Origin of the sequence: Kushneria sinocarnis, from assembly GCF_003633775.1 — a bacterium.
Classification (GTDB): Bacteria; Pseudomonadota; Gammaproteobacteria; order Pseudomonadales; family Halomonadaceae; genus Kushneria; species Kushneria sinocarnis.
This window is the reverse complement of the sequence record NZ_RBIN01000002.1, coordinates 401,506-424,510: the sequence shown is the minus strand read 5'-3', so window position 1 is coordinate 424,510 and position 23,005 is coordinate 401,506. Positions and strand designations below refer to the sequence as shown.

Annotated in this window: 23 protein-coding genes and 1 tRNA gene; 8 read left to right on the top strand and 16 right to left on the bottom strand. The window is 63.0% G+C overall.

Going from position 1 to position 23,005, the window contains the following annotated elements:
- Nucleotides 1–56 precede the first annotated feature (56 nt).
- The 5 genes from secF to queA all read right to left on the bottom strand — a co-directional run bounded on the left by secF (nt 57) and on the right by queA (nt 5,719).
- Nucleotides 57–965 (bottom strand): protein translocase subunit SecF, encoded by a 909-nt coding sequence (gene secF, locus C7446_RS04475; protein WP_121171642.1) that lies wholly within the window; start codon nt 963–965, stop codon nt 57–59.
- 11 nt (nt 966–976) lie between these two features.
- On the bottom strand, nt 977–2,827 hold the full coding sequence (gene secD / locus C7446_RS04470; protein ID WP_121171640.1) for a protein translocase subunit SecD: 1,851 nt from the start codon (nt 2,825–2,827) through the stop codon (nt 977–979).
- 150 nt (nt 2,828–2,977) lie between these two features.
- Nucleotides 2,978–3,319: a preprotein translocase subunit YajC gene (gene yajC, locus C7446_RS04465; protein ID WP_121171638.1), complete on the bottom strand. Its 342-nt coding sequence runs from the start codon at nt 3,317–3,319 to the stop codon at nt 2,978–2,980.
- Nucleotides 3,320–3,433: 114 nt separating this feature from the next.
- Nucleotides 3,434–4,552: a tRNA guanosine(34) transglycosylase Tgt gene (gene tgt / locus C7446_RS04460; RefSeq protein WP_211327852.1), complete on the bottom strand. Its 1,119-nt coding sequence runs from the start codon at nt 4,550–4,552 to the stop codon at nt 3,434–3,436.
- Between the two features lie 126 nt (nt 4,553–4,678).
- Complete coding sequence (gene queA / locus C7446_RS04455) at nt 4,679–5,719, bottom strand: tRNA preQ1(34) S-adenosylmethionine ribosyltransferase-isomerase QueA (RefSeq protein WP_121171634.1); 1,041 nt, start codon at nt 5,717–5,719, stop codon at nt 4,679–4,681.
- A 149-nt stretch (nt 5,720–5,868) separates the two neighbouring features.
- On the opposite strand from queA, the gene C7446_RS04450 reads away from it, so the two are divergent.
- Nucleotides 5,869–5,956 (top strand) — tRNA-Leu (locus tag C7446_RS04450).
- 605 nt (nt 5,957–6,561) lie between these two features.
- Here C7446_RS04450 and C7446_RS04445 read toward each other — a convergent pair.
- Together C7446_RS04445 and C7446_RS04435 are read right to left on the bottom strand one after the other, a co-directional pair.
- The gene (locus tag C7446_RS04445; RefSeq protein WP_121171632.1) at nt 6,562–7,413 is read right to left on the bottom strand and encodes an aldo/keto reductase; all 852 of its coding nucleotides are present in this window, start codon (nt 7,411–7,413) and stop codon (nt 6,562–6,564) included.
- 685 nt (nt 7,414–8,098) lie between these two features.
- Nucleotides 8,099–8,395, bottom strand: a complete 297-nt coding sequence (locus C7446_RS04435) for a DUF4282 domain-containing protein (RefSeq protein ID WP_170150000.1) — start codon at nt 8,393–8,395, stop codon at nt 8,099–8,101.
- 228 nt (nt 8,396–8,623) lie between these two features.
- Between C7446_RS04435 and C7446_RS04430 the strand changes: the two genes are divergently transcribed.
- Complete coding sequence (locus tag C7446_RS04430; RefSeq protein WP_121171626.1) at nt 8,624–8,824, top strand: DUF2158 domain-containing protein; 201 nt, start codon at nt 8,624–8,626, stop codon at nt 8,822–8,824.
- Nucleotides 8,825–8,901: 77 nt separating this feature from the next.
- Here the strand turns inward: C7446_RS04430 and C7446_RS04425 are convergent, their stop codons facing one another.
- The 4 genes from C7446_RS04425 to C7446_RS04410 all read right to left on the bottom strand — a co-directional run bounded on the left by C7446_RS04425 (nt 8,902) and on the right by C7446_RS04410 (nt 12,113).
- Nucleotides 8,902–9,690: an OBAP family protein gene (locus tag C7446_RS04425; protein WP_121171625.1), complete on the bottom strand. Its 789-nt coding sequence runs from the start codon at nt 9,688–9,690 to the stop codon at nt 8,902–8,904.
- Between the two features lie 248 nt (nt 9,691–9,938).
- Nucleotides 9,939–10,367, bottom strand: coding sequence for a universal stress protein (locus C7446_RS04420; RefSeq protein WP_121171623.1), 429 nt, complete (start codon nt 10,365–10,367; stop codon nt 9,939–9,941).
- A gap of 201 nt (nt 10,368–10,568) precedes the next feature.
- Nucleotides 10,569–11,678, bottom strand: a complete 1,110-nt coding sequence (locus C7446_RS04415) for a Gfo/Idh/MocA family protein (protein ID WP_121171621.1) — start codon at nt 11,676–11,678, stop codon at nt 10,569–10,571.
- Between the two features lie 84 nt (nt 11,679–11,762).
- On the bottom strand, nt 11,763–12,113 hold the full coding sequence (locus C7446_RS04410) for a glycine zipper domain-containing protein (protein WP_170149999.1): 351 nt from the start codon (nt 12,111–12,113) through the stop codon (nt 11,763–11,765).
- A gap of 417 nt (nt 12,114–12,530) precedes the next feature.
- On the opposite strand from C7446_RS04410, the gene C7446_RS04405 reads away from it, so the two are divergent.
- Nucleotides 12,531–13,028 carry an NUDIX hydrolase gene (locus C7446_RS04405; protein ID WP_245977672.1) on the top strand — a complete coding sequence of 166 codons (498 nt, stop codon included), beginning with the start codon at nt 12,531–12,533 and terminating at the stop codon, nt 13,026–13,028.
- Nucleotides 13,029–13,034: 6 nt separating this feature from the next.
- Here the strand turns inward: C7446_RS04405 and ehuA are convergent, their stop codons facing one another.
- From ehuA to ehuB, 4 genes are all read right to left on the bottom strand, one after another.
- Nucleotides 13,035–13,820, bottom strand: coding sequence for an ectoine/hydroxyectoine ABC transporter ATP-binding protein EhuA (gene ehuA / locus C7446_RS04400; RefSeq protein WP_121171615.1), 786 nt, complete (start codon nt 13,818–13,820; stop codon nt 13,035–13,037).
- Nucleotides 13,821–13,860: 40 nt separating this feature from the next.
- Nucleotides 13,861–14,553 carry an ectoine/hydroxyectoine ABC transporter permease subunit EhuD gene (gene ehuD, locus C7446_RS04395; RefSeq protein WP_121171613.1) on the bottom strand — a complete coding sequence of 231 codons (693 nt, stop codon included), beginning with the start codon at nt 14,551–14,553 and terminating at the stop codon, nt 13,861–13,863.
- A gap of 2 nt (nt 14,554–14,555) precedes the next feature.
- A complete protein-coding gene (gene ehuC, locus C7446_RS04390; protein WP_121171611.1) occupies nt 14,556–15,224 on the bottom strand; it encodes an ectoine/hydroxyectoine ABC transporter permease subunit EhuC in 669 nt (222 codons plus the stop codon).
- 119 nt (nt 15,225–15,343) lie between these two features.
- Entirely contained in the window at nt 15,344–16,216 is an 873-nt protein-coding gene (gene ehuB / locus C7446_RS04385) for an ectoine/hydroxyectoine ABC transporter substrate-binding protein EhuB (protein ID WP_121171609.1), read from the bottom strand.
- 246 nt (nt 16,217–16,462) lie between these two features.
- Between ehuB and C7446_RS04380 the strand changes: the two genes are divergently transcribed.
- Together C7446_RS04380 and ybiO are read left to right on the top strand one after the other, a co-directional pair.
- Nucleotides 16,463–16,957: a glutathione peroxidase gene (locus tag C7446_RS04380; RefSeq protein WP_121171838.1), complete on the top strand. Its 495-nt coding sequence runs from the start codon at nt 16,463–16,465 to the stop codon at nt 16,955–16,957.
- Between the two features lie 260 nt (nt 16,958–17,217).
- Nucleotides 17,218–19,641 carry a mechanosensitive channel protein gene (gene ybiO / locus C7446_RS04375; protein ID WP_245977669.1) on the top strand — a complete coding sequence of 808 codons (2,424 nt, stop codon included), beginning with the start codon at nt 17,218–17,220 and terminating at the stop codon, nt 19,639–19,641.
- Between the two features lie 51 nt (nt 19,642–19,692).
- Here ybiO and C7446_RS04370 read toward each other — a convergent pair whose 3' ends face one another.
- Complete coding sequence (locus C7446_RS04370) at nt 19,693–20,094, bottom strand: DUF7079 family protein (protein ID WP_121171605.1); 402 nt, start codon at nt 20,092–20,094, stop codon at nt 19,693–19,695.
- Nucleotides 20,095–20,258: 164 nt separating this feature from the next.
- Between C7446_RS04370 and fabV the strand changes: the two genes are divergently transcribed.
- From fabV to C7446_RS04355, 3 genes are all read left to right on the top strand, one after another.
- Entirely contained in the window at nt 20,259–21,461 is a 1,203-nt protein-coding gene (fabV, locus tag C7446_RS04365; protein ID WP_121171603.1) for an enoyl-ACP reductase FabV, read from the top strand.
- A gap of 52 nt (nt 21,462–21,513) precedes the next feature.
- On the top strand, nt 21,514–22,164 hold the full coding sequence (locus C7446_RS04360) for a DUF2959 family protein (RefSeq protein ID WP_121171602.1): 651 nt from the start codon (nt 21,514–21,516) through the stop codon (nt 22,162–22,164).
- Nucleotides 22,165–22,466: 302 nt separating this feature from the next.
- Complete coding sequence (locus C7446_RS04355; protein ID WP_121171600.1) at nt 22,467–22,817, top strand: hypothetical protein; 351 nt, start codon at nt 22,467–22,469, stop codon at nt 22,815–22,817.
- Nucleotides 22,818–23,005 lie beyond the last annotated feature (188 nt).

Here is a 23,005-nt window from a genome sequence, read left to right as displayed (position 1 = left end):
AAAGAGGCGGGCTTTTTTTGATGGCGCGACGACGGTGATGACGCTGCGGTGGTGTTTCAGGGCAGTTCGTCGTCCTCGGCGTTCTCCTTCTTCGCCGGGATCAGGTCGGCACGCTGCAGGCCGAAGACCAGCAGCAGCGCCGCGGCAACATAGACCGACGAGAAGGTGCCCAGTACCACGCCGATGATCAGGGCCAGCGAGAAGCCGTGGATCATGTCGCCGCCCAGGAAGAAGAGGGCGAACAGCACCAGCAGCGTGGTGCCCGATGTCGACAGGGTTCTGGCCAGCGTCTGGTTGATGGCGTCGTTGTAGATCGCGGCCATGTCGGTGGTACGGGATTTGCGGATGTTCTCGCGTATCCGGTCATAGACGATGATGGTGTCGTTGAGCGAGTATCCGATCACCGCCAGTACCGCCGCCAGCACCGTCAGGTCGAAGTCGATCCGGAACAGCGAAAACACGCCCAGCAGGATGACCACATCGTGGCCCAGCGACAGCAGTACGCCGAGGGCAAACTTGTACTGGAAGCGGAAGGCCACGTACAGCGAGACTATCCCGAGCGCGACCAGCAGGCCGAGCCCGCTCTGATCGCGCAGCTGGTCGCCGACCTGGGCGCCGACGAATTCGGCACGTACCAGATCGACGCTCTCGCCATCGGCGCCCAGGGTCTGCGTGACCTGGTTGCCGATGCTCTGATCATAGCTCTGCTGCAGGCGTACCATGATCTCGCTCGGCGAGCCGAAGGTCTGCACCGAGAAGTTGCTGTAGCCGGCGGTCGACAGGGTACTGCGCACCTGGTCGAGCTCCGGCGGCGTATCGTAACGGACCTCGACCAGCGTCCCCCCGGTGAAATCCAGCCCCAGATTGAGGTGCTGGATCGCCAGCGACCCCAGGGCCACGATCAGCAGCAGCAGAGAGACGGCGTAGGCAATCCGGCGTTTGCCCATGAAATCGATTTGCGGCATTCCGGGCGTCCTCATATCCAGAGTTTCTTCAACGGCTTGCCGCCGATGGTCAGATTGGTGATGGCGCGGCTGACGAAGACGCCGGTGAATACCGAAGTGATGATCCCCAGCGACAGGGTCACCGCAAAGCCCTTGACCGGACCGCTGCCGATCGAGAACAGGATGACGGCCACCAGCAGGGTGGTGATGTTGGCATCCAGGATCGAGGTAAAGGCGCGATCATAACCATTGTGAATCGCCTGCTGTACCGAGGCCCTGCCGCGCAGCTCCTCGCGGATGCGCTCGTAGATCAGGACGTTGGCGTCGACCGCCATCCCCAGCGTCAGGACGATCCCGGCAATCCCCGGCAGTGTCAGGGTAGCGCCGAGCAGTGACATCGCCGCGATCAGCAGGGTCAGGTTGATGGTCAGGGCGGCATTGGCAATCAGCCCGAAGGCCTTGTAGCGAATTACCATGAAGACCAGCAGCAGGGCAGCGCCCACCAGCACCGACATGATACCGCGATCGATGTTCTGCTGGCCGAGGCTGGGGCCGATGGTGCGTTCTTGGGCAAAGTAGATCGGTGCCGCCAGCGAGCCGGAGCGCAGCAGCAGCGACAGCTCGCGGGCCTCGGTCGGGGAGTCCAGCCCGGTGATGCGGAACTGATTGCCCAGCGTGCTCTGAATGGTCGCCAGGCTGATGATTCGGCGCGTGGTATAGGTATCGCGCTGTTCGACCTGCTCACCATCCTCCATCACCGTGCGGGTACGGCTCTTGTGCTGGATATAGAGCACCGCCATGTTGCGGCCGATGTTGTCGCGGCTGATCCGGGTCATCTTGGAACCGCCGGCGCCATCGAGGTTGATGTTGACCTGCGGTCGGCCGTTCTGGTCAAAAGAGGTGCTGGCGCTGGAGACCCGGTCACCGGTGATGATGACATCCTTCTGCAGCGCGGCGCTGCGGGAGGAGTCATTGCGGAACCTGAAGCTCTCCTGCTCCTCGGCCGGGGTGTCGCCGGCGGCTTCAAGACGGAATTCGAGATTGGCGGTAGCACCGACCACGCGCTTGGCTTCTGCCGTGTCCTGGATGCCGGGCAGCTCGACCACGATGCGGCTGGGCCCCTGACGCTGTACCAGAGGTTCGGAAACCCCCAGCTCGTTGACACGGTTGCGCAGCGTGGTGAGGTTCTGGTTGACGGCGTAATCCTGGATGTCGCTGACCGCCTGCTGGGTCAGGCTCATCGTCAGCGTCTGCGCGCGTCCCTGCTGCGACTGCTCGAAGTTGAAGTTGTCGTACTGCTGACGAAAGAGCTGCTCGGCCTGTTCCAGATCCTCCTCGCTGGCGAAGGTGAATCGGATCGAGCGATCCTCGACCTGGTTGTCGCGATAACGGATGCGCTCGTTGCGCAGCGTTTCGCGCATGGCGCTGGCATTGACGTCGAGGCGCTGCTGAAGGGCGGCATCCATGTCGACCTGCAGCAGGAAGTGCACGCCGCCGCGCAGGTCGAGGCCGAGCTTCATCGGCTGGGCGCCGATGGCGCGCAGCCAGCCCGGGGTGGAGTCGGCCAGGTTGAGGGCGGCCACGAAGTCCTGTCCCAGTGCGTCGGAGATGACATCACGCGCCTGCAGCTGCTTGTCGCCGTCCCTGAGCCGGATCAGTCCGGTGTTGTTGTCCAGACTGCTCGATTGAACCCCGATACCGGCATCATCCAGTGCTGCGCGGGCCTGCTTCATGTCTGTGGCGGTCACGGTGTCGGAGCCGCTGGCACCACTGATCTGAACGGCGGGATCGGCGGGGTAGAGATTCGGCAACGCGTAGAGCACGCCCACGACGAGCACGAGGAGTATCAGCAGATACTTCCAGAGCGGATAGCGGTTGAGCATCGGGGCCCTGTCCTGATTGGCTGGTATTTCGGGGAAGTTCGGGGCGGCACACTACCGGCACGGGCCAGTCCGATCATCCTGCTGACAGGGTGATGGTTGCCGTTCCGCACCGTGAGGTGCGGAACGGAAGCAAGGTGCCGCCTGCGGGAATCAGATGGACTTCAGGGTCCCCTTGGGCAGCACGGATGCCACGGCGTTCTTCTGAACGTTGACCTCGGTACCGCTGGCAATCTCGATGGTCAGGAATTCCTCGCCGACCTTGGTAATGCGACCTGCCAGCCCTCCGTTGAGAAGGACCTCGTTACCTTCGGAAAGTTCAGCCATCAGCTTCTTGTGGGCCTTGGCGCGCTTGGATTGCGGCCGCCACAGCAGGAAGTAGAAGATCAGCACGAAGCCGACCAGCATCACGATCTGGGCGATTGCACCACCGCCGGCACCGCCGGCACCACCCCCGCCTGCAGCATGCGCAGCGGGAATCAGGAATTCGAACATGGATGTTCCTCTTCAGGGCTTGTTGTATGACCGGAAGGATCGGGTCGTCGTGCCACTCCCTGCCGACGCGTCAACGCGGTGACGAAAGGCTTCGCCACGGCAGCGAAGTGGTCTTCAGCCCGCCAGCGGCGGCACTTCCAGACCGCGACGGGCGTAGAACCGTGCCACGAAGTCCGCCAATGTACCCGCTTCGATGGCACCGCGCAAACCGGCCATCAGGCGCTGGTAGTGGCGCAGGTTGTGGATGGTGTTGAGTTGTGCACCGAGCATCTCGCCACAGCGATCGAGATGATGCAGATAGGCGCGGGAAAAATTCTGACAGGTATAACAGTCACATGTTGCCTCGAGCGGCCGGGTATCGGTGCGGTGACGGGCATTGCGCAGCCGGATGACGCCCTCGTCGGTGAACAGATGACCGTTGCGGGCGTTGCGGGTAGGCATCACGCAGTCGAACATGTCGACGCCGCGGCGCACGCCCTCGACCAGATCCTCGGGCTTGCCGACCCCCATCAGGTAGCGTGGGCTGCTCTCGGGCATCAGCCCGGGCAGGTAGTCCAGCACGCCCATCATCTCTTCCTTGGGCTCGCCGACCGACAGCCCGCCGATGGCCAGACCATCGAAGCCGATCTCCTGCAGGCCCGCCAGCGAGCGTTCGCGCAGGTCGCGGTACATCCCCCCCTGGATGATACCGAACAGCGCCGCCGGGGAGTCGCCGTGTGCCTCACGCGAGCGGGCCGCCCAGCGCAGCGACAGCTCCATCGAGCGCTCCGCCTCCTCGAAGGTGGCCGGATAGGGCGTGCATTCATCGAAGATCATGACCACATCGGAACCCAGCGCCCGCTGCACCGCCATCGACTCTTCCGGCCCCATGAACACCTTTGCGCCATCCACCGGCGAACGGAAGTGCACCCCCTGTTCGGTGATCTTGCGCATCTCGCCCAGCGAGAAGACCTGAAAGCCCCCGGAGTCGGTCAGGATCGGCCGCTGCCACTGGGCAAAATCATGCAGGTCGCCATGGGCGGAGACGATCTCCGTGCCCGGTCTCAGCCAGAGATGAAAGGTATTGCCAAGGATGATTTCGGCGCCGATCTCCTCGACCGCACCGGGTGTCATCCCCTTGACCGTGCCGTAGGTGCCCACCGGCATGAAGGCGGGGGTTTCCACCGTGCCGCGCGGGAAGCTCAGGCGGCCGCGACGGGCGCGCCCATCGGTGGCCAGAGGCTCGAATTTCATGAAACAGTCGTTACGCATCGGTCATCTCGATAATGGGGCAGGGGCCGGCACAAGGCGAATGAGGCCAGTACCGCCGGAAAACCCGGTCGCCCGTGGCAATCCGGTAAAAACGGGGCCGGGTCGAGCTCAGGCCGGTCTGCGGGTCAGGAACATGGCATCGCCGTAACTGAAAAAGCGGTAGCGCTGTTCGACTGCCTCGCGATAGGCGCGCATTACCGGTTCAAGGCCGGCGAAGGCCGTGACCAGCATCAGCAGGGTGGACTCCGGCAGATGGAAGTTGGTCACCAGCGCATCGACACAGCGCCACCGGTAGCCCGGGTAGATGAAGATATCGGTATCGCCGGTCAGCGGGGCGATATCGCCATCCGGTGACTGCTGACAGGCGCTCTCGAGACAGCGCACGCTGGTGGTGCCGACGGCCACCACCCGATTGCCACGAGCACGGGCAACACGCACCTGATCACAGACCTCGGGCGTGACCTCGACCCACTCGCTGTGCATGTGGTGTTCCTGGATGTTGTCGACCCGGACCGGCTGAAAGGTGCCGGCGCCGACATGCAGGGTGACAAAGGCGTGCTCGATGCCCCGCTCGCGCATTTCGGCCATCAGCGGTTCATCGAAGTGCAGGCCGGCGGTCGGGGCGGCCACCGCACCCTCGCGTCGGGCGTAAACGGTCTGGTAGCGCTCGCGATCGGCGAGTTCATCCTCGCGTTCGATATAGGGCGGCAGCGGCATGTGACCGTGGGTATCCAGCAGCTCGACCAGCGGGGTGTCACCGAGAAAGCGCAGCTCGAACAGGGTATCGCGACGCTCCTCGACGACCGCGCGGATATCCCCCTCGAAGATCAGTTCGGTGCCCGGCTTCGGTGCCCGGCTGGCGCGCAGGTGAGCGAGTCCGCGATGGGCATCCAGCGGGCGCTCCAGCAACATCTCGACCCGACCGCCGCTGGCCTTGTGGCCGAACAGCCGTGCCGGTATGACCCGGGTGTCGTTGAAGACCACCAGATCGCCGGGATCAAGATGGTCGAGCAGGTCGGGAAACTGCTGATGCTCGATCGTGCCGGCAGCACCATCGACGCACAACAGGCGACAGTCGCGGCGCTGTTCGCTGGGATAGCGGGCAATCAGCTCATCGGGCAGATCGAAGTGGAAATCGGTACGCTGCATGTAAAGGGTGCGGGCTCTGACATTCGAAGGCCGGTTCGGTGTGCGCGCATGATAGCGAAGCCGGGATGGCGCGGAAAGACCGGGGCGGCCAGCCGGGGCGGATGCATTGACCCATCGGCTGGTACTCGTATAATACGTCCCGCCCCAATGCCGGTGTGGCGAAATTGGTAGACGCAGCGGATTCAAAATCCGCCGGGCTAATACCCCGTGTCGGTTCGAGTCCGACCACCGGCACCACTCGAATCAGTGGTTTACGGCTTTTTCTCCTTCCTCCTGTACCTGCGAATCGGCGATCGTTTGTGCGCCGGTGTCAGTGTCTGTCTGCGGTTTCGGTCATGGCGCCGGCCGATGGCAGCACGGAAAGTGCCCGCCCCTGTGCGTTTCGCCCTGCTCGGTCATCCGCATCCGCGACTGCTGCTGAAACGCCGAGAGCTCGAAGTACGTCTGGCAGCCAGGCATGCAGCGCTTGAAACGGGATTATCGGCGACGAGCAAGTCAAACCGGCCTGACAGGAAAAGTGATCCGGCGAAAAACCGTCGGGGCGCCGTCGTTGAATAAGCGCACTCATACGCTGGCTTTACCTGACTTCGCCGGATGTGGGGCACAGCAGAAGGCGACTGCCGCTGGTGGGGGGCGTAAAACCGAAGACCTGCTCAGGTGGGCCTCTTGCCACCCCTGGCGAGGGGCCGGGATGGATCAGGCAGGCTGTATCCGATGCATTCCAGTAGCGGATGATGGCTGTTACATCGCGGATCACGCGATACCGGGCAATGGACACGGGGAGGGCCATCGCCCGGTGTACAGGAGGGGGGTCCGGTCGCCGCCGGCGACCGGATCACGGCTTACTGGTAGACCGGGAAGGCGCTGGCGTCGCCGTAGTCCTTGATGGTCTCCATGCCCTCGAGCACGGCCATGTCCTCGGCCGCGATCTCGAAGTCGACGTCTGCGTTGTTCTGCATGTGCGCCGGATTGGCGGTCTTGGGCAGCGGCAGCAGGCCGAGCTGCAGGGTATAACGGATGCACAGCTGCGGCACGGAGACGCCGTACTTGTCGGCCATCTGCGCAATCTCGTCGTTCTTGAACAGCTCGCCATGGCCCATCGGCGAGTAGGCCTCGACCAGCATGCCCCTGGCTTGGGAGTACTCGATCAGCGCCCCGGGCGTGTTGCTCACGTGCGCCAGGATCTGGTTGACCATCGGCGCCACACTGCAGGTGGAGAGGATGTTGTCGATGTCCTGCTCGGTGAAGTTGGACAGTCCGATCGCGTGCAGCCTGCCCGCCTCGTAGGCCTCCTCGAGCGCGCGCCAGGCCCGGTTGCCCTCGAAGAAGCGCTCATCTCCGCCGAACTCGCCCCATGGCTGCGGGCTGTGGATGATCATCATGTCGATGTAGTCCAGGCCCATGCGCTCGAGCGAGGCGTCGATGGCCTCGGCCGCGCCCTCGTAGGACTTGTACTGCGCTGCCAGCTTTGTGGTCACGAACAGCTCGTCACGGCTGACGCCGGAAGCCTTCATGGCCGCGCCGACCCCGGCCTCGTTGCCGTAGTCTTGGGCGGTATCGATATGGCGGTAGCCGAGCCTGATCGCTTCCTTCACCGCCTGTTCGGTATCCGTTTCGCTGATCAGCCAGGTGCCGAGTCCCAGTTTGGGGATCTTCACGCCGTTGGAAAGTGTGTAGGTGTCCTGCAGGCTCATGATTTCATCTCCTTGTTCCAGACAGGCGGTGGGTGCCGCCGCGCCCCGAGCAGGGTCGGGGCCTTCCAGCCGCCGTGCAGCCGGAGCCTCACCAGCGGCTGATCCTCACGCTTTCTGATGCCGTACTCACGAGCGTACGCCCTTTCCGCGCGCCACCTCCCGGGCATGCCATCATCGCCGCAACGGAGGTGGGCTTTCTGCATCCCTCGAGCGATACACGCTCCGGGAAAACATCAGCAAGCATAACATGAGCAAATAGGAATGAGGCTGTCCGGGCCCGCGGCGGAGAACCGCAGGACTCGCTGCTCAGGGGACGGGGAAGGTGTGAAAACCGTGCAGGGCGAAAAAGCGGGGAAGGGCATGCTCGTGTGGTGGCGCCGGCAGGACTTGAACCGTGCCCCGGACGTCATGAGTGCGATTGTGCTGAGCCGGGGGGCGCCTGCGTGGTTTCCCCTGCAGCAGAAAGGGGGAAGATGCCTCGGAGCTCATGCCTGTGACGCCGGTCAGGTGCCATCGGCAAGCCAGACCGCCACCGGATGGATGGGTCGCGGCATCCGAAAGCGGGCGGCCTGTTACCGGAGCCGGGTCTTGATCGCGTTGCTGCCCTGGGGCACGGGTCATCCGGGGATGGCGCGAGCCACCCTGTTTTTTCATTGCAATGAAAATGTTGCCGGATGGATGAGCGTCAGGAGTGTCCGTCCTCGTCCCCGCGCTCCCGGGTCGGCTTCAGTTCGCCGAGCCGATCATGAATGGCAAACAGCAGAAAGGCGAGTTCGCAGAATACCCGCCAGAAGATCAGCGTGACCAGCGTCCCCATCACGATCATGAAGGCCGTACCGATGCTGCCGCCATAACCGGCCACTGCCGATATGGCAGCGGAAAGACCGGAGAGGATGATCATGGCAATGCCGATCCAGTAGCCGATCCGGATCAGGGTGGGAGAGACAAACCTGTCAAAGGAAACGAGATCGCTGAATTTCATCGGGAAGGCCCTTGTGCATGAGTGGCCGGGCGCAAAAGCGATACCCGGGCAGTTGCGCATGATAACGGCTCTCGTGTGCCCGGCTGCTGTGCCGAAACAGCAGTGTCATGCCTGGCCGGGTTGCTGAAGATCCGGCGGCGGAAAGCGGCTTTTCCACGCCCGGTCCTTGAACTTCCTGCTCATCGTCGATACTTCCCGGTCAGATCAATCAATCGGGGAGTCACGGACATGAATGAACAGATTGCCGAAGGCTACATGGTCAAGCTGCGATCGGGCGGTCCGGTCATGGTGGTCGAGAGCGTGGAGGATCGTGACGTGACCTGCGTCTGGTTCGACAAGGATCAGAACCTGCAGCACGCCCGGTTCCGGCTGGCGACCCTGGCGATCCAGGATTCCGGTGCCAGCCAGAAGGGGCCGATCAACCTCTGACGCTCCAAACGCCTCGGCTGGATAATGCAGACCCCGCCATGCAGCGGGGTTTGATGCGTGTGGTCGATGGGCAGGGCTCAGCGACGCCGGAACGCCTGTTCCTCCAGCCGGGTCTGCAGGGCGCGGCCGCTCTCCCAGAAGTTGGCGTCCTGCATGACGGCAGGGGTGGGGATGTCGGCACGATGCTGACGGCGCTTCGAGGTGGAAACCCCCAGCCGGCGATCACGTGCCTCGACCAGTGCTTCATCCACCTGGCCGTCGCCGGTAAAGGCCATCATCAGCTGGGGGGCGCCGTAGGGGAAGTCGTGCCGGTCGATCTGCCAGGTGTGAAAGGTCTTGCCGTAGGTGGTGATCAGATCCTCGAAGTAGGCATGCTCGGCGAGCTCGGGGATGCCCGGGGCTACCAGCTGGCCGGACTTGATCTCGTAATGGTGGCTGTGCCAGAGCTTCTTCTCTTCCTCGGGCAGCCGACTGAAACGCTCGGCGCTGATGATGTATTCGATGCCGATGAGCCGGGCATCGGGCCGGTTGGAGTCGAAGATGACGCACTGATGCAGATCGGGTTCGAGATGGATGCAGAAATGACTGGCCTCGACCTGACGGCCCATGTCATCGGCATACATGTGAAAGCCGTTGAGGTAGGTGTTCATCGCCTCCAGCGGATACTTGCGCTGCAGCGTGCCGGAAGCCATGTCGAGCGCGCGATGCTTGAGCGGATGACCGCTGCTGCTGCGCGCCATGCTCAGGGCGCGGCGCCCCAGCAGGGTGCCGAGCGCGGCGGCGGCTCCGGCTGCCACTCCCAGTCCGAGGGCGCCGAGTCCGCCGCCACTGCAATGGGGGCATGATGGGTTGCGACGCTGTGCCATGACAATCTCCTTTCAACATCCCTGTCGGTCATGATCCGCCCTGCGTGGCAGGGGCTTTAGCTGACTGTAGTTAACGTGCGCCACCTGAACCAGCATGGGCTGCCAGTGGATGTTGTGGTGGGCAGCGGGCATGGGCTGTCCGGAAGGCAGGACAGACCGCAGCAGCGGTCTGTCCCGGTGGCATTCGCCGGGCCGGATGCTGTCCGAAAAAGTGCCTCGTGCCCGTCAGCTTTTCGGACAGCCCGGCGCTAGCGGACCGTGATCACGCGGCAGGCAGCACGTGCAAGGATCTCACGGGAGACGTGGCCACCGCTCTCGCCGGTGCCTCGGGTGAGTCCCCGATGGCCCATGACAATGGCATCCGCATCCAGACGAATGGCTTCACGCTCGATGATCTCACCCGGCGTGCCATCAATGACCAGCACGTGGTGGCGAACATCACGTGGATCTACCACATCCAGCGCATTATCGATGATGGTGCGGCCACTCTTCTCGGCGGTGCATCCGGAGGCGTGGGTCGGGCCGGTACCCGCCGGGGTGCCCGAGGCACTGCCGGGCTCGGGAATGTGCAGCAGATAGAGCTCCCCCTCGCCTGGGCGGGCCAGTTGCGCCGCTACATCCAGTGCCTTGTTGGCATTGCCCGAGCCATCAAGGGGCACCAGCAGGGTCTTGTACATGTGTCCTCCGTGGTTGTTGTCGGGAGGGCGAACGCGGCGCAATCACGGGGTCGACCCGAGCCGGGTAGCGCCTGCTCCCTGTGAATGTCATTACGCAACGGGGCACGTCCGGTTACGTCCCCCGTCCCATTATAGATTGGCAGTCGATACTGCCAATAAGGCGGCTGTCAGGTTAATGAATGCTTATGTGACCAGCGCCGGTCAGCCGCTGATGGTTTCCACGCTGACCACCCGTGGCGGAATGGCCGGCGGCAGTCGCCGCACCTGATCGCTGCGAATGCGATCACGATAGGCCAGCGGTTCGAGCGACTGCGGCTGCCCGGTTTCCATGGCCCGTTCGATGGCCGCCAGGATGCGCACGTCACGCAGTCCTTCGATGCCGTCCGCTTCCGGAGCGCGATCATTGAGGATGCAGTCCGAAAAGTAATCGGTCTGACCGCCGAACTGCTCCACGGCGCCGGGGGCGACGGTGGTGGTGGTGTTGTCCCGGGTCAGCGAGTGGGTAATCGACACGCCCGGACCGAAGAAGTAGCAGGGCGACGCCTGCAGCTGCCCCTTTGTGCCGACCACCGAGAACTGATTGAAGACGGAAGCAGCGTAGCCGACGATGAACTGCGCCATGCGGCCTTCCGGGAACCGCATGGTCACCGACCAGGTGTCGTGACAGTCGTAGTCGCGGCCCGGGGTGTTATCCGCCATGGCGCTGACCTCGATGGGTTCGCTGGCGAACAGGTGGCGCACGGCATTGATCGGGTAGGTGCCCATGTCGGGCACCGGGCCGGCCCAGTAGCCGTTGAGTGCACGATGATTGCGCTGGTTGAGATTCTGCAGGAAATGCGAGCTGAAGGTGCGTGGCTGGCCGATGTCGCCCTGCCGCAGTCGCTCGATCATGTCCAGCGTGCCGGGCTCGTGGTGCAGCCGGTACGCGATCATCAGTTTGGCGCCGCCCTGTTCGGCGGCTGCCAGCATCGCTTCGCAATCCTCGATGCTGGTGGCCATCGGCTTTTCCAGCAGCACATGAATGCCGGCCTGCAGTGCCGGCACGGTATGTTCACGGTGGCGGAAATTGGGTGAGGCGACATAGACGGCATCGATATCGCCGGAGTGCAGCAGCGCTTCGTAGTCCTCGTAGCCACAGGTGGTAATGCCGTAGCGCTCGCCGAGCACCCGGGCCTTTTCCGAATCACCGGTGACCAGTGCGGCCAGCTCGGAGTTGGTGGTGCTGGCCACCCCCGGCATGAAGGCGCCCTGGGAAATTTCGCCGCCGCTGACAACGGCGTAGCGGATGCGATCACCTTTGACGGAACTCAAGCTCGATCCTCCCTGATCACGGCTCGAAACAGTGACAGCGGCCGAAGCCGCTGTCCCTGTCGAGTCGTCATGCGTAGTGATGATTCAGACGCGACGGCTCAGCAGCAGGCCGGCCACGACGCCTACGGCAACGCCTGCCCCGATATAGCTCCAGGCATTGCTGTGGACATGATTGTCGATGTCGCGTGCCGTGTGCTCGGTGAACTCCCATGCGCGCTGACCTTCGGAACCGACTCGCTGACGGGCGTGGTCCCACTGCTCGTGCGCATCCTCGCCCAGTTCGCGCAGGCGGCGTCTGGCCCGGTTGCCCCGGGCACCGAGCTCCTCCTCGTACTGACGCAGTGCTCGCGCGCCACGACGACTCAGTTCCTTCTCGTATTGATCGAGCCTGGCACGGGCATCACGTTCCCGGCGTGAGGGTAACAATCCGAACATGGGTGTCCTCCATTGACATGCATTGACTGGACCGGTGAGGCCGACCACGCGGTCGCTTCTTGTTGCCCGGGGGCACGATCTCAGAATAGTGCACATGACGTCCATGTTTCGAACCGCGGACGTTTTTCGTGGTCATGGAATTCGGAAGGTCGGCGAAGGCAGTGAAAAAAAGTTTCCTGTGTTGGACAGTTCCTTTACAAGGGCTATATTTGTTGTAGTCGCAACGATTCGGATGCCGTACCGACCGCTTGTCTGCCGATACGGCGCTGTCTCGTCTTGCCCGAATTCTTCGTGATGCCATGGTGATGGCTCCTGACTCGCTCCGGTATTTTGCCGGAGCTTTTTTTTTTGCCTGCCCGGTGGCTGCCTGCATGCGAGACGGCTGCAATAATGATGGCTTTGTCGAGGAGGATGGCCATGGAACAGGTGCAGCTTGTCGATCGGCACAATCGCCCCCGGGGGAGTGCGCCGCGCAGTGTCATGCGTCGGCTTGCCCTCTGGCATCGTGCCAGTTACATCTTCGTGTTCGACGCCGCGGGGCGGCTGTGTGTGCAGCGTCGTACATCGACCAAGGATATCTTCCCGAGCGGGCTCGATCTGGCGGCCGGCGGCGTGGTGGCGGCCGGTGAGGCAATGCATGTCGGGGCGCGTCGCGAGCTGTTCGAGGAGCTGGGCATCCGCAGGGTGCCACTGCACTGGTGCTTCAATTTCACTCATGTATCGCCCGGTCTGCACCTGCATGGTGGCGTGTACCGGGTGAGGCATGACGGGCCGGTGACCTGTCAGCCCAGTGAGGTCGAAGCGGTGGAGTGGTGGCGGCCCGAGCACGCGCTGGCGCAGGAGGACGTGACACCCGATACCCGGGCGGCACTGGCGCAATTGCTCGAGGCCGGGCTGGCACCCGAGCCGACCTGAACCGGGCTACTCGTCGGGATTGAGGACGGCGTGCAGGAACTCCCGGGTCCGCGCCTCCTTCGGTGAGGAGAGGATCTCCTCCGGTGGCCCCTGCTCCAGGATGCGGCCCTGGTCGAAGAAGCACACCCGATCGGAAATCTGCCGGGCGAAGTGCATCTCGTGGGTCACCATCAGCATGGTGAGATCGTGCGTATCCGCCAGCTGGCGAATGACCTTGAGCACTTCGCCCACCAGTTCGGGGTCGAGTGCCGAGGTCGGCTCGTCGAACAGCATGATTCTGGGGCGCATCATCAGCGCCCGGGCAACCCCCACGCGCTGCTGCTGACCGCCGGAGAGCTGGCCGGGGTACTTGTCGGCCTGATTGCCGAGATTGACCAGCTCGAGCAGTTCATGTGCCCGCTCATCGGCTTCGGCGCGAGAAAGGCCGAGCACCCGGCGGGGCGCTTCGGTGAGGTTGCGGCGCACGGTCATGTGAGGAAAGAGATTGAACTGCTGAAAGACCATGCCCAGCCGTTCACGCATGCGCCGCAGATGCGCCCCCCGGGCGGGGGACAGCTCATTGTTGCGGCGGTATTCGTGCCACAGCGGATCGCCGCCAACGTAGACCACGCCCTCGTTGATCGGCTCCAGCGTCATCAGCACGCGCAGTACCGTGGACTTGCCCGAGCCCGAGGGGCCGATGATGGTGACCTTCTCGTTGGGCTGGACCTGGAAATCGAGGTTGTCGAGCACGGTAAAGTCGCCGAAGCGCTTGCTCACCCTGTCAAAGCGAATGATCGGTTCGCGGCTCATGCGGGGGTGTCCCTCTTTTCGGTTTGCGGGCTCGTGAACATCATTTCAGGGCCACGCCGTGGCTGGGCAGGTGGGTGTCCAGCCAGCGAATGCCCCAGGCAGCGATCAGGGTCAGCAGCAGGTAGAGAATGCCGACAATGGTCAGGGGCACCAGGTAGTTGAAGGTACGATCGCCGATGATCCGGGCCACATTGAGCATCTCCAGTACCGTGACCACGGAGAGCACCGGGACATCCTTCATGATCGACACCAGGTAGTTGCCCAGTGCCGGTATGATGCGGGGGATGGCCTGGGGCAGGATGATGTGGGTGAAGGTTCGCCCCGGTGCCATGCTCAGGGCCCGGGCGGCTTCACGCTGGCCGCGCGGTACCGCTTCCAGGCCGGCGCGATAGACCTCCGAAGTGTAGGCGCTGTACTGCAGGCCCAGTGCCAGCGCGCCGGTCATGAAGGCCGGCAGCGTCAGGCCGAAATCGGGCAGCACATAGAACAGGAAGAACAGCTGGATCAGCAGTGGCGTATCCCGGATGAACTCGGTGATGGCCCGGGCCGGCCAGGCAATCAGACGGGTAGGGGCTGCCTTGAGGGCGGCCAGTAGCAGCCCCAGTACCAGGGCGATGGCGAAGCCGATCACGGTGGCCTTGAGGGTGACCCACAGGCCGATCAGCAAAATCGGCATGATCGAGATCACGAAGGGCCAGAAGCCGCTGGTATCCCACGCATATCCGAACAGCATGATCAGTTCTCCGTGCGCCAGCGGCCGACCCGGTGCTCCAGCAGCTTCATCAGTGCTGTCAGCACCAGGGCCATGCCGAAGTACATCAGCAGTACCATGGTGTAGATGGTCGTGCTGTCCTGGGTGAAGTTGCGGATCTGTTCCGCCCGGAAGGCGAGATCGCCGAGGCTGATCAGCGACACCAGGGCGGTGTCCTTGAGGTTCTGCACCGCCAGATTGCCGAACGGCGGCATCATCTCGGGAATCGCCTGGGGCAGGTCGATGCGCCAGAGTCGCTGGCGCGGGGTGAAGTTGAGCGCAACGGCAGCCTCGTGCTGGCTGCGCGGCACCGATTTCAGCGCGCCCCGCACGACCTCGGCCCCGTAGGCACCGATATTCAGCGACAGCGCCAGCACGCCTGCCGTGACAGGCGCCAGCTGCAGATTGACCCCTATTGCCTGGCCGATGACCGGCAGCGCGAAGTAGAGCCAGAACAGCTGGACCAGCAGTGAGGTGCCGCGAAAGATTTCGATATAGCCGATCGACAGCCAGCGCAGCAGCCGGGTATGGGCGTCGCGCCCGATACCGAAAACAAAGGAGAGCAGAGCACCCAGCAGGGTTGAATAGACGGTCAGTTCGATCGTGACCCAGGCGCCCTGCGACAGGGGCGCCAGATAGTCTTGCCAATCCATGACGGAAGCCTCGCAGGGTTCTGGCCGATGGGGATGGCAGCCGCTGTATCCGGGCTGCCACCGCTGGCATCACGCTACAGCCGACCGCGACTCATGCGCATGGCCGGATTGACCGAACGTTACTCTTCGGCGCTGCAAAGCTCACTGGTGTCGTGATTGAAGGACGCCTTGATGTCGGTTTCGGTGAAACCGTACTGCGAGAGTGTATTGCGCCATTCGTCGGTCTGCTTGTACTGCGCAAGCTCCTCGTTGACGGCATCTCGCAGGGCGTCGTTGCCCTGTGCGAAGGTGAAACCGCCCCAGCTGCGCACTTCTTCACCATCGATCACGGGGTCCTGGAACTCTTCCACCACGACCACCTCATCGCTCTTGCCTGCCAGATTGCTGGCCGTCAGGCCGGTCGCCGCATAGGCATCCGCCCGACCCGTGGCCACGGTGGAAATGGCATCGGCATTGCTGGAGAGCTGTACGATGCGGTCCTGCGGTACACCGAGCTGCTGCAGCATTTCGAGCTGATCGGCGCCGGACATGATGGCGACCCTGATGTCTTCCCGATCGGCAAAGTCGGAGAAGGCGTGGATGTTCTTCGGATTGCCCTGCTTCACCAGCAGACCCTCGCCGTAGGAGGAGTTGGGCTGGGAGAATTCGGCCTGCTTGCAGCGATCCGGCAGGATGGCCATTTCGGCGGCCACCATGTCGAAGCGATCGGCCTTGAGACCGGGAATCAGCGAGCTGAAGCTGGTGGTGACCCACTGGATGTTGTCGATGCCCAGTTCACCGACGATGTGTTTGGCCACGTCGGGGCCGGCACCTTTGGCTTCTCCGTTCATGTCGGTGTAGCCATAGGGAATTTCATTGGCGACGGCGATGCGAATCGTGTTGCGATCGCGGATGGTGTCCAAGTCGGCCGCCTGGGCCTGACTCAGGGTCAGGCAGCCCAGCAGGGCGGTGGCGGCAAGAAGGGAGGAGTGTTTCTTGAAGTTGTCGAGCATATGATGGTCCCTACACGCACATGTTGGTCATTATATTGAGATCGGACCGTTGGCTGCGAAAAGGCTCCGCCGTCCGGTCGAACCGTGTATGGTCGGGTTCAACATACGTGGTTTGTCAGTGAATGTTCAAGTTGCGGTCGCTTCGCCGGCCCGTGAACCCTTTCGATTCCTGCCCGATTCCGGCGGCTTTGCATGCAGGTTCAGCCGCTGGTTGCCCGGCGCCATGCTCATGATGTGACCCTGACCATGCAAATCCATGATTATGACTGTCGAACACTGAACGGAGAGCCCTTCAATCTTCGCGCACTGCGCGGCCAGGTGCTGCTGGTGGTCAATGTTGCCAGTCGCTGTCGCTTTACCGAGCAGCTTTCCGAGCTCGATCGACTCTACCGGCTGCATCGTGATCAGGGGTTCACCGTGCTGGGTTTCCCCTGTAATCAGTTCGCCCATCAGGCTCCGGAGTCATCCGCGCGCTTCGAGCAGTTCTGCACCCGGCATTACGGCATCACCTTTCCCCTGATGGAGAAGGTGAGGGTCAACGGCCCCCATGCCCATCCGCTGTTCACGAGGCTCAAGCAGCAGGCGCCGGGCGTGCTGGGGTCGACACCGATCAAATGGAATTTTACCAAGTTTCTGGTCGGTCGGGATGGCCAGGTCATCTGCCGGTTCGGTCCTTCGGTCCCGCGGCAGCGACTCGATGGTGCCATCGTGGCAGCGCTGGAGACGCCCTTTTCGGCCTGACCGGGGGGCATTTCCACGCGCTTCGTATTCATTGTCATCCTGTCATTGTGGCAGGCTTGCAGGGCACCGCGGCGAATGGCACCCGGCTGGTCTTGTAAAGGCAGCCGGACCTGAACCAGGTTAAACTCTCACGTTGCCTCGCCGATTCCGGGACGGAAGAGCACTTTTCGATGGCGCGAAAGATCGTTGTCGAGAGGTGGAGAAAGAGGTTGCGATCGACATGAAAAAGCCATCGACAAGGGAGACAACCCGTGGCATTGATGAAGTTCCTACGGTGGCTGCGTGTGCTGCCGTTCATCATGCTGTTGGCACTGATGATGCCGACCGCACATGCGGCCAGCGGTGATGCATCGGCAGCCGAACAGCAGGCGCAACAGACCCCCTATGCCACGCTGGCGGACATGCTCGAGAATGAGCAGACCCGTCAACAGCTGATCGATCAGCTCCGGCAGCTGGCGACGTCACGGACCGAGAACGCGGCCGATCAGCCCGCCGTTGCCGAAGAGCAGCCGGTGCAATCCCGCGAGGCATCCGAGTCCGAATCCGAAGTCATGTCGTTGCCGCGTCAGGTGGCGAGCGTAACCCAGTCATTTGCCGAAAATGTCGGTTCCATGGTGACCGGGGCCATTGCCGCCATCGGGGCTCTGGGCAGCGACTCCGCCGCAGCCAGCGGCCCGGCATTCGATACCGGGGCCTTTTTGAGTGCGCTGCTCGAGTTCGCGCTGGTGGTGGTCGGGACCGTTGTGGCCTTTTTCATCTTCCGGCGGCTGGCCGGTCCGCTGTTCGCCCGGGCGGGTCACTGGGTCCAGCGTGATGACGGGCCTTCCTATCTGCTCAAGCGCGTCATTGCGATCGTGCTGTCGCTGCTGGTGGATATCGTGGTCATCGTGCTGGCCTGCGTGGCCGGTTACGCCATCGGGCTGTTCGGCGCCGGTGACCAGGGCAGCATCGCGACCCGGCAGTCGCTGTTCATCAATGCCTTTGCCATCATCGAGATCGTCAAGGCGCTGATCCGCATGGTCTTCGCGGCCCGCTACGAAGGGCTGCGTCCCTTTGCCATGTCGGCCGATGTGGCGCGCTACTGGAATACCCGGCTGGCGCTGCTGGTAGGGTTTGTCGGTTATGGCCTGATGGTGGCCGTACCGATCATCAACAACATCGTTTCCTCGGCGCTGGGCCAGTTTGCCGGACTGGTCATCATGGTCGTGACATGGTGCTATGCGCTGTCGGTCATTCTCTCCAACCGGCGCGATCTGCATGATCGGCTGCTTGAAAGTGCCAGCCATGCGTCACTCGGCTTCTTTGCCGTGCTGCAGCGTATCCTCGCCAAGACCTGGCATCTGCTGGCCATTGCCTATTTCACCGTGCTGCTGGTGATGTCGCAGGTGCAGCCCGAGCAGGCGCTGCCCTATATCTCCCGGGCGACGGTGCAGACCCTGCTGGCCTTTGCCGTCGGGGGTATCGTTTCCGCGCTGCTGACACGGCTGATCGGGCAGCGGGTGGCCCTGCCGCAAAACATGAGCAGCCGGCTGCCTCTGCTGGAGAAGCGGCTCAACGCCTATGTGCCCAACGCCCTCAAGGTGATTCGCGTCATCCTGCTGATCATCGTGGCGCTGGTGGTGCTGGATGCCTGGCGGGTCTTTGACCTGACCGGCTGGCTGGCGTCCGAAGCCGGCATCGGTACCGTCGCCATGATCGTGCATGTGTCCATCATCCTGCTGATCGCGGCGCTGATCTGGGTCACTCTGGCCAGTGTCATCGAGCATCGGCTCAGCCCCGATACCGGCAACGGCGAGCCCAGCGCCCGGGAGAGGACGCTGCTGTCGCTGTTCCGCAATGCCATTGCGATTGCCATCGTGACGCTGACGGTGATGATCGTGCTCTCGCAGATCGGCATCAACATCGGCCCGCTGATCGCCGGTGCCGGGGTACTGGGGCTGGCCATCGGGTTCGGTGCCCAGAAGCTGGTCCAGGATGTCATTACCGGGGTATTCATTCAGCTCGAAAACGCCATGAATACCGGCGATGTGGTGACGGCCGGCGGGGTGGTCGGCACGGCCGAGCGGCTCACCATCCGCTCGGTCGGCATTCGCGACCTGTCAGGAACCTATCACGTGGTGCCGTTCTCGTCGGTGGATGTGGTCTCCAACTACATGCGCGACTTTGCCAACCATGTGGGTGAGTACGGCATCGCCTATCGCGAGAATGTCGATTACGCCATCGAGCAGCTGCACAAGGCCTTCGAGGCCCTCAAGGCCGATGAAACCGTGGCGCCCAACATTCTCGACGAGATGACGGTACCCGGGGTAGTGGCGCTGGCCGACAGTTCGGTCAACATCCGTATCGTGATCAAGTGTGCACCGGGCACCCAGTGGGGCGTTGGCCGTGCCTTCAACAAGCTGGTCAAGGAGCATTTCGATGCGGCCGGCATCGAGATTCCGTTCCCGCATACCACGCTCTACTTCGGTCAGGACAAGAATGGTGATGCGCCGCCGGCCAACATTCACATGATCGAAAATCATGACGTGTTGGAAGGTCAGGCGAGTGCGGCCGGACAGACCCCGGGTGGCGGGAGAACGCCTGCTGCCGGCGCCGGCAGCGACCGCCGGAAGGAAGGTGACGGCGATCACGAACGTCTGCCCGACAGTGATGAAGTGGATGACAGCACCGGCGGGGATCGCTGAGTCTCCCGGTCCGCTCTCATCCGGTAAAGGGGCGCCTTCGGGCGCCCCGTTTTATTCGGGCGGGTGCTGACCGGTGCGCCGGTGCGACATCAGTTGCCGGATCAGATGGTGCCAGCGGTGGCGCGTCATGGCAGTCGTCAGCCCCGACATCAGCCACCAGAGCCGGCGTCGCCATGGCGTCAGGCGAAGGGCGTGGCGCATCAGGGCATGCAGCAGCGGTTCCTCCTCGAAGTGCCGCCAGCCTCCCACCATCGACACCTGGTGACGTGCCAGTACCGGGGCCAGTTCAAGCCGGTAGATGCGTTCCAGGCTGCGAAAATCGAGCTCGAGTCGTTCGATTTCCGCGATCATGCGCTGATAGTCGCGCTCGCCGGGCTCCCGGTCGAGCCAGAGGGGTGCCAGTACCATCCAGAGGTGACGGCGATGGTCGAGCAGTGCCTGGGCTTCGGTCATGACACTGCTCCCGGCGCTGTCGGTTCGTTATTCGGTGACATGCGGCAAGAGTACCATCGAACAAGGGCGGACAGTCCGGGTCGCTGTCGTTAAAATAGCGCTCAGCAATGGCACGCCTCAATGGCGTGCCGACCCAATCAGTCAGCGATAGTCGAGGTTCCTGCGTGGTCATACATCCCAAGGTTCGCGGTTTCATCTGCACCACCACTCATCCGGTCGGCTGCGAGCAGAATGTGCTCGAGCAGATCGAGGCAACCCGGGCCCGCGGTGTCGAATCCGATGGCCCCAAAAGGGTGCTGGTGATCGGCGCCTCGAGCGGTTATGGCCTGGCGGCGCGCATTACCGCGGCCTTTGGTTATGGCGCGGATACCCTGGGGGTCTTCTTCGAAAAGCCGGGAACCGAGAAAAGGCCCGGGACTGCCGGCTGGTACAATTCGGCGGCCTTCGACAAGCATGCCAAACAGGCGGGGCTCTACAGCCGATCGATCAATGGTGATGCCTTCTCGCATGAGGTGCGTGACCAGGCGATCGAGATGATCCGCAACGAAATGGGTGGCCAGGTGGATCTGGTGGTCTATTCGCTGGCCTCGCCGGTACGCAAGCATCCCGACAGCGGTGAGGTGAAGCGCTCGGCCCTCAAGCCGATCGGGGAAACCTATCGTGCCACGGCCGTGGACACCAACCGCGACCAGATCATCGAGGCCGAAGTCGAGCCTGCCACCCAGCAGGAGGTCGAGGACACCGTGGCCGTGATGGGCGGCGAGGACTGGGAACTCTGGATCGATGCCCTCGACCGGGCCGGCGTGCTCGCCGACGGCGCCAGATCGGTGGCGTTCAGCTACATCGGCACCGAGATCACCTGGCCGATCTACTGGCACGGAGCGCTGGGCAGGGCCAAGGAGGACCTTGACCGGGCTGCCGGCGAGATCGACCGGCGCCTCGACGCCAGTGGCGGTCATGCCAATGTCGCCGTGCTCAAGTCCGTGGTCACCCAGGCCAGCGCCGCGATTCCGGTGATGCCGCTGTATATCTCGATGGTCTATCGTGTCATGAAGGAGCAGGGGCTGCACGAAGGTACCATCGATCAGCTCAATCGGCTCTATCGTGAGCGGCTCTATACCAGCGCGCCGGTCGAAACCGACGAGGCCGGACGGCTGCGGGTCGATGACCGTGAGTTGCGCGATGACGTGCAACAGGCCTGCCGTGATCTCTGGCCTCAAGTCACCAGCGAGAATCTGTTCGAGCTGACCGACTATGCCGAGTACAAGCGCGAATTCCTCAAGCTGTTCGGGTTCGGTCGGGAAGATGTCGATTATGATGCCGATGTCGATCCCCGGCGTGAGTTCGACGTCGTCAACATGACCTGAGCGGGCGGGGTTTCCGCCATCGCTTGCAAACCATGGCAAATCGGGGGCACGGATGCGTCCAGCGTACCTGCAGGGGCTGTGCTGCGCAGTATTACTGCTGAGCATGAATGGCTGTCAGAGCGCCTACTACAGCGCCATGGAGCAGGCGGGTGTCCCCATTCGCACGCTGGTGGTCAATCGGGTCGAAGCGGCCCGGGATGCGCAACAGGAGGCCGGTGACCAGTTCTCATCGGCACTCGAGCGCTTTCGCAGTGTGGTGCAGGTCCCCGAGAGTGAGCTCTCGCGGACCTACGACGCCCTGGCTGACGAGTATGAGGCCAGTCAGCGTGCCGCCCAGGCGGTGCACCAGCGGATTGATGCCATCGAAGGGGCCTCCGAGGCCCTGTTCGATGAGTGGCAGGGTGAACTCGACGACTATCACAATGCCAGCTACCGCCAGCGCAGTGCCGCCGAGCTGAAGCAGGCGCGCCAGCACTATGCCGAGATGCTCGATGCCATGCATGAAGCGGAGCAGAGCCTGCAGCCGGCGCTTGATCTGATGCATGACAACGTGCTTTTTCTCAAGCACAACCTCAACGCCCGGGCCATTGGCGCCCTGGCCCCCGAAGTCGACAGGCTCGAGGCTCGGGTGACCCGGCTGCGTCAGCAGATGCATGCGGCCATCGAACGCTCCAACCGTTTCATTGCGACCCTCCCCGACTAATCCTCGCACTCTCTTTCCAGCCGATGCACCGTCGCTGCGCGCCCTTTCCAGCTGAAAGGGTGGGGCAGGCGGCTGCGTGTCTCTGATGACCAATTCCTCATACCCTGAAAAGGGTGGTTTATGTACTTCTTTTGAATTATTCAGGTCTGAAGAAAAAAATATATAAGGTTCTAGTATTAATTGGTAAGTCATGCATCTCATTTAATTAGAAAAACCGAAAATATGGCCATCGGCTCCGGAGCCTTCAGCCCATGAGACGGCATTCGGAACTGAAATCCTTCAGCAGGGGTGGGAAACAATAAATGGCAGCATCGCTCATCGTCGCCCGCGTTGACGGCATACTTCATCAGTCGGAAACCCGGAGTCCGATCGTTCAGGGGGCCATACTGACGCCGCCGGTGATGCTGTTTGCATTGAAGGGGGCGCGGCTGGTGCTGGCCGATGGCACCGTGCTGATGGTGCCGGCGAATCAGCGGATGCAGCTGAGTGTCACGGCGGATGTCCCACCGACGCTTGAGCCCGGCGCCCCCGGTGACGCCGGGAGCGATCCTGATGTGGCCACCCTGCAGCAGGCCATTGCACAGGGTGAAGACCCCACACTGATCCAGCAGGCCCCGTCAGCAGGGGGGGCTCTCCGATGCGGGACTCAGTGATGGCGGCAGTCTCGCCGGGGATGGCGGCTCCGGCTCGAGTTTCGATATTGCCCGCACCGGTCGCGAAGAACGCACCGCCTATACCTACCAGGCTGATTTCAGTGACAACACCAGCACGCCAACGGTGACGCCGGCTGCCTTTGCAGGCAATGGGCGTGCTGCTTCCAGCCCGGCGGATGCGACAACCG

Coding starts and splice junctions, on each gene's coding strand:
- secF (WP_121171642.1), bottom strand. CDS start 965: ATGCCGCAAATCGATTTCATGGGCAAACGCCGGATTGCCTACGCCGTC.
- secD (WP_121171640.1), bottom strand. CDS start 2,827: ATGCTCAACCGCTATCCGCTCTGGAAGTATCTGCTGATACTCCTCGTG.
- yajC (WP_121171638.1), bottom strand. CDS start 3,319: ATGTTCGAATTCCTGATTCCCGCTGCGCATGCTGCAGGCGGGGGTGGT.
- tgt (WP_211327852.1), bottom strand. CDS start 4,552: ATGAAATTCGAGCCTCTGGCCACCGATGGGCGCGCCCGTCGCGGCCGC.
- queA (WP_121171634.1), bottom strand. CDS start 5,719: ATGCAGCGTACCGATTTCCACTTCGATCTGCCCGATGAGCTGATTGCC.
- C7446_RS04445 (WP_121171632.1), bottom strand. CDS start 7,413: ATGAGCCTGCAGGACACCTACACACTTTCCAACGGCGTGAAGATCCCC.
- C7446_RS04435 (WP_170150000.1), bottom strand. CDS start 8,395: ATGAAATTCAGCGATCTCGTTTCCTTTGACAGGTTTGTCTCTCCCACC.
- C7446_RS04430 (WP_121171626.1), top strand. CDS start 8,624: ATGAATGAACAGATTGCCGAAGGCTACATGGTCAAGCTGCGATCGGGC.
- C7446_RS04425 (WP_121171625.1), bottom strand. CDS start 9,690: ATGGCACAGCGTCGCAACCCATCATGCCCCCATTGCAGTGGCGGCGGA.
- C7446_RS04420 (WP_121171623.1), bottom strand. CDS start 10,367: ATGTACAAGACCCTGCTGGTGCCCCTTGATGGCTCGGGCAATGCCAAC.
- C7446_RS04410 (WP_170149999.1), bottom strand. CDS start 12,113: ATGTTCGGATTGTTACCCTCACGCCGGGAACGTGATGCCCGTGCCAGG.
- C7446_RS04405 (WP_245977672.1), top strand. CDS start 12,531: ATGGAACAGGTGCAGCTTGTCGATCGGCACAATCGCCCCCGGGGGAGT.
- ehuA (WP_121171615.1), bottom strand. CDS start 13,820: ATGAGCCGCGAACCGATCATTCGCTTTGACAGGGTGAGCAAGCGCTTC.
- ehuD (WP_121171613.1), bottom strand. CDS start 14,553: ATGCTGTTCGGATATGCGTGGGATACCAGCGGCTTCTGGCCCTTCGTG.
- ehuC (WP_121171611.1), bottom strand. CDS start 15,224: ATGGATTGGCAAGACTATCTGGCGCCCCTGTCGCAGGGCGCCTGGGTC.
- ehuB (WP_121171609.1), bottom strand. CDS start 16,216: ATGCTCGACAACTTCAAGAAACACTCCTCCCTTCTTGCCGCCACCGCC.
- C7446_RS04380 (WP_121171838.1), top strand. CDS start 16,463: ATGCAAATCCATGATTATGACTGTCGAACACTGAACGGAGAGCCCTTC.
- ybiO (WP_245977669.1), top strand. CDS start 17,218: ATGAAGTTCCTACGGTGGCTGCGTGTGCTGCCGTTCATCATGCTGTTG.
- C7446_RS04370 (WP_121171605.1), bottom strand. CDS start 20,094: ATGACCGAAGCCCAGGCACTGCTCGACCATCGCCGTCACCTCTGGATG.
- C7446_RS04360 (WP_121171602.1), top strand. CDS start 21,514: ATGCGTCCAGCGTACCTGCAGGGGCTGTGCTGCGCAGTATTACTGCTG.
- C7446_RS04355 (WP_121171600.1), top strand. CDS start 22,467: ATGGCAGCATCGCTCATCGTCGCCCGCGTTGACGGCATACTTCATCAG.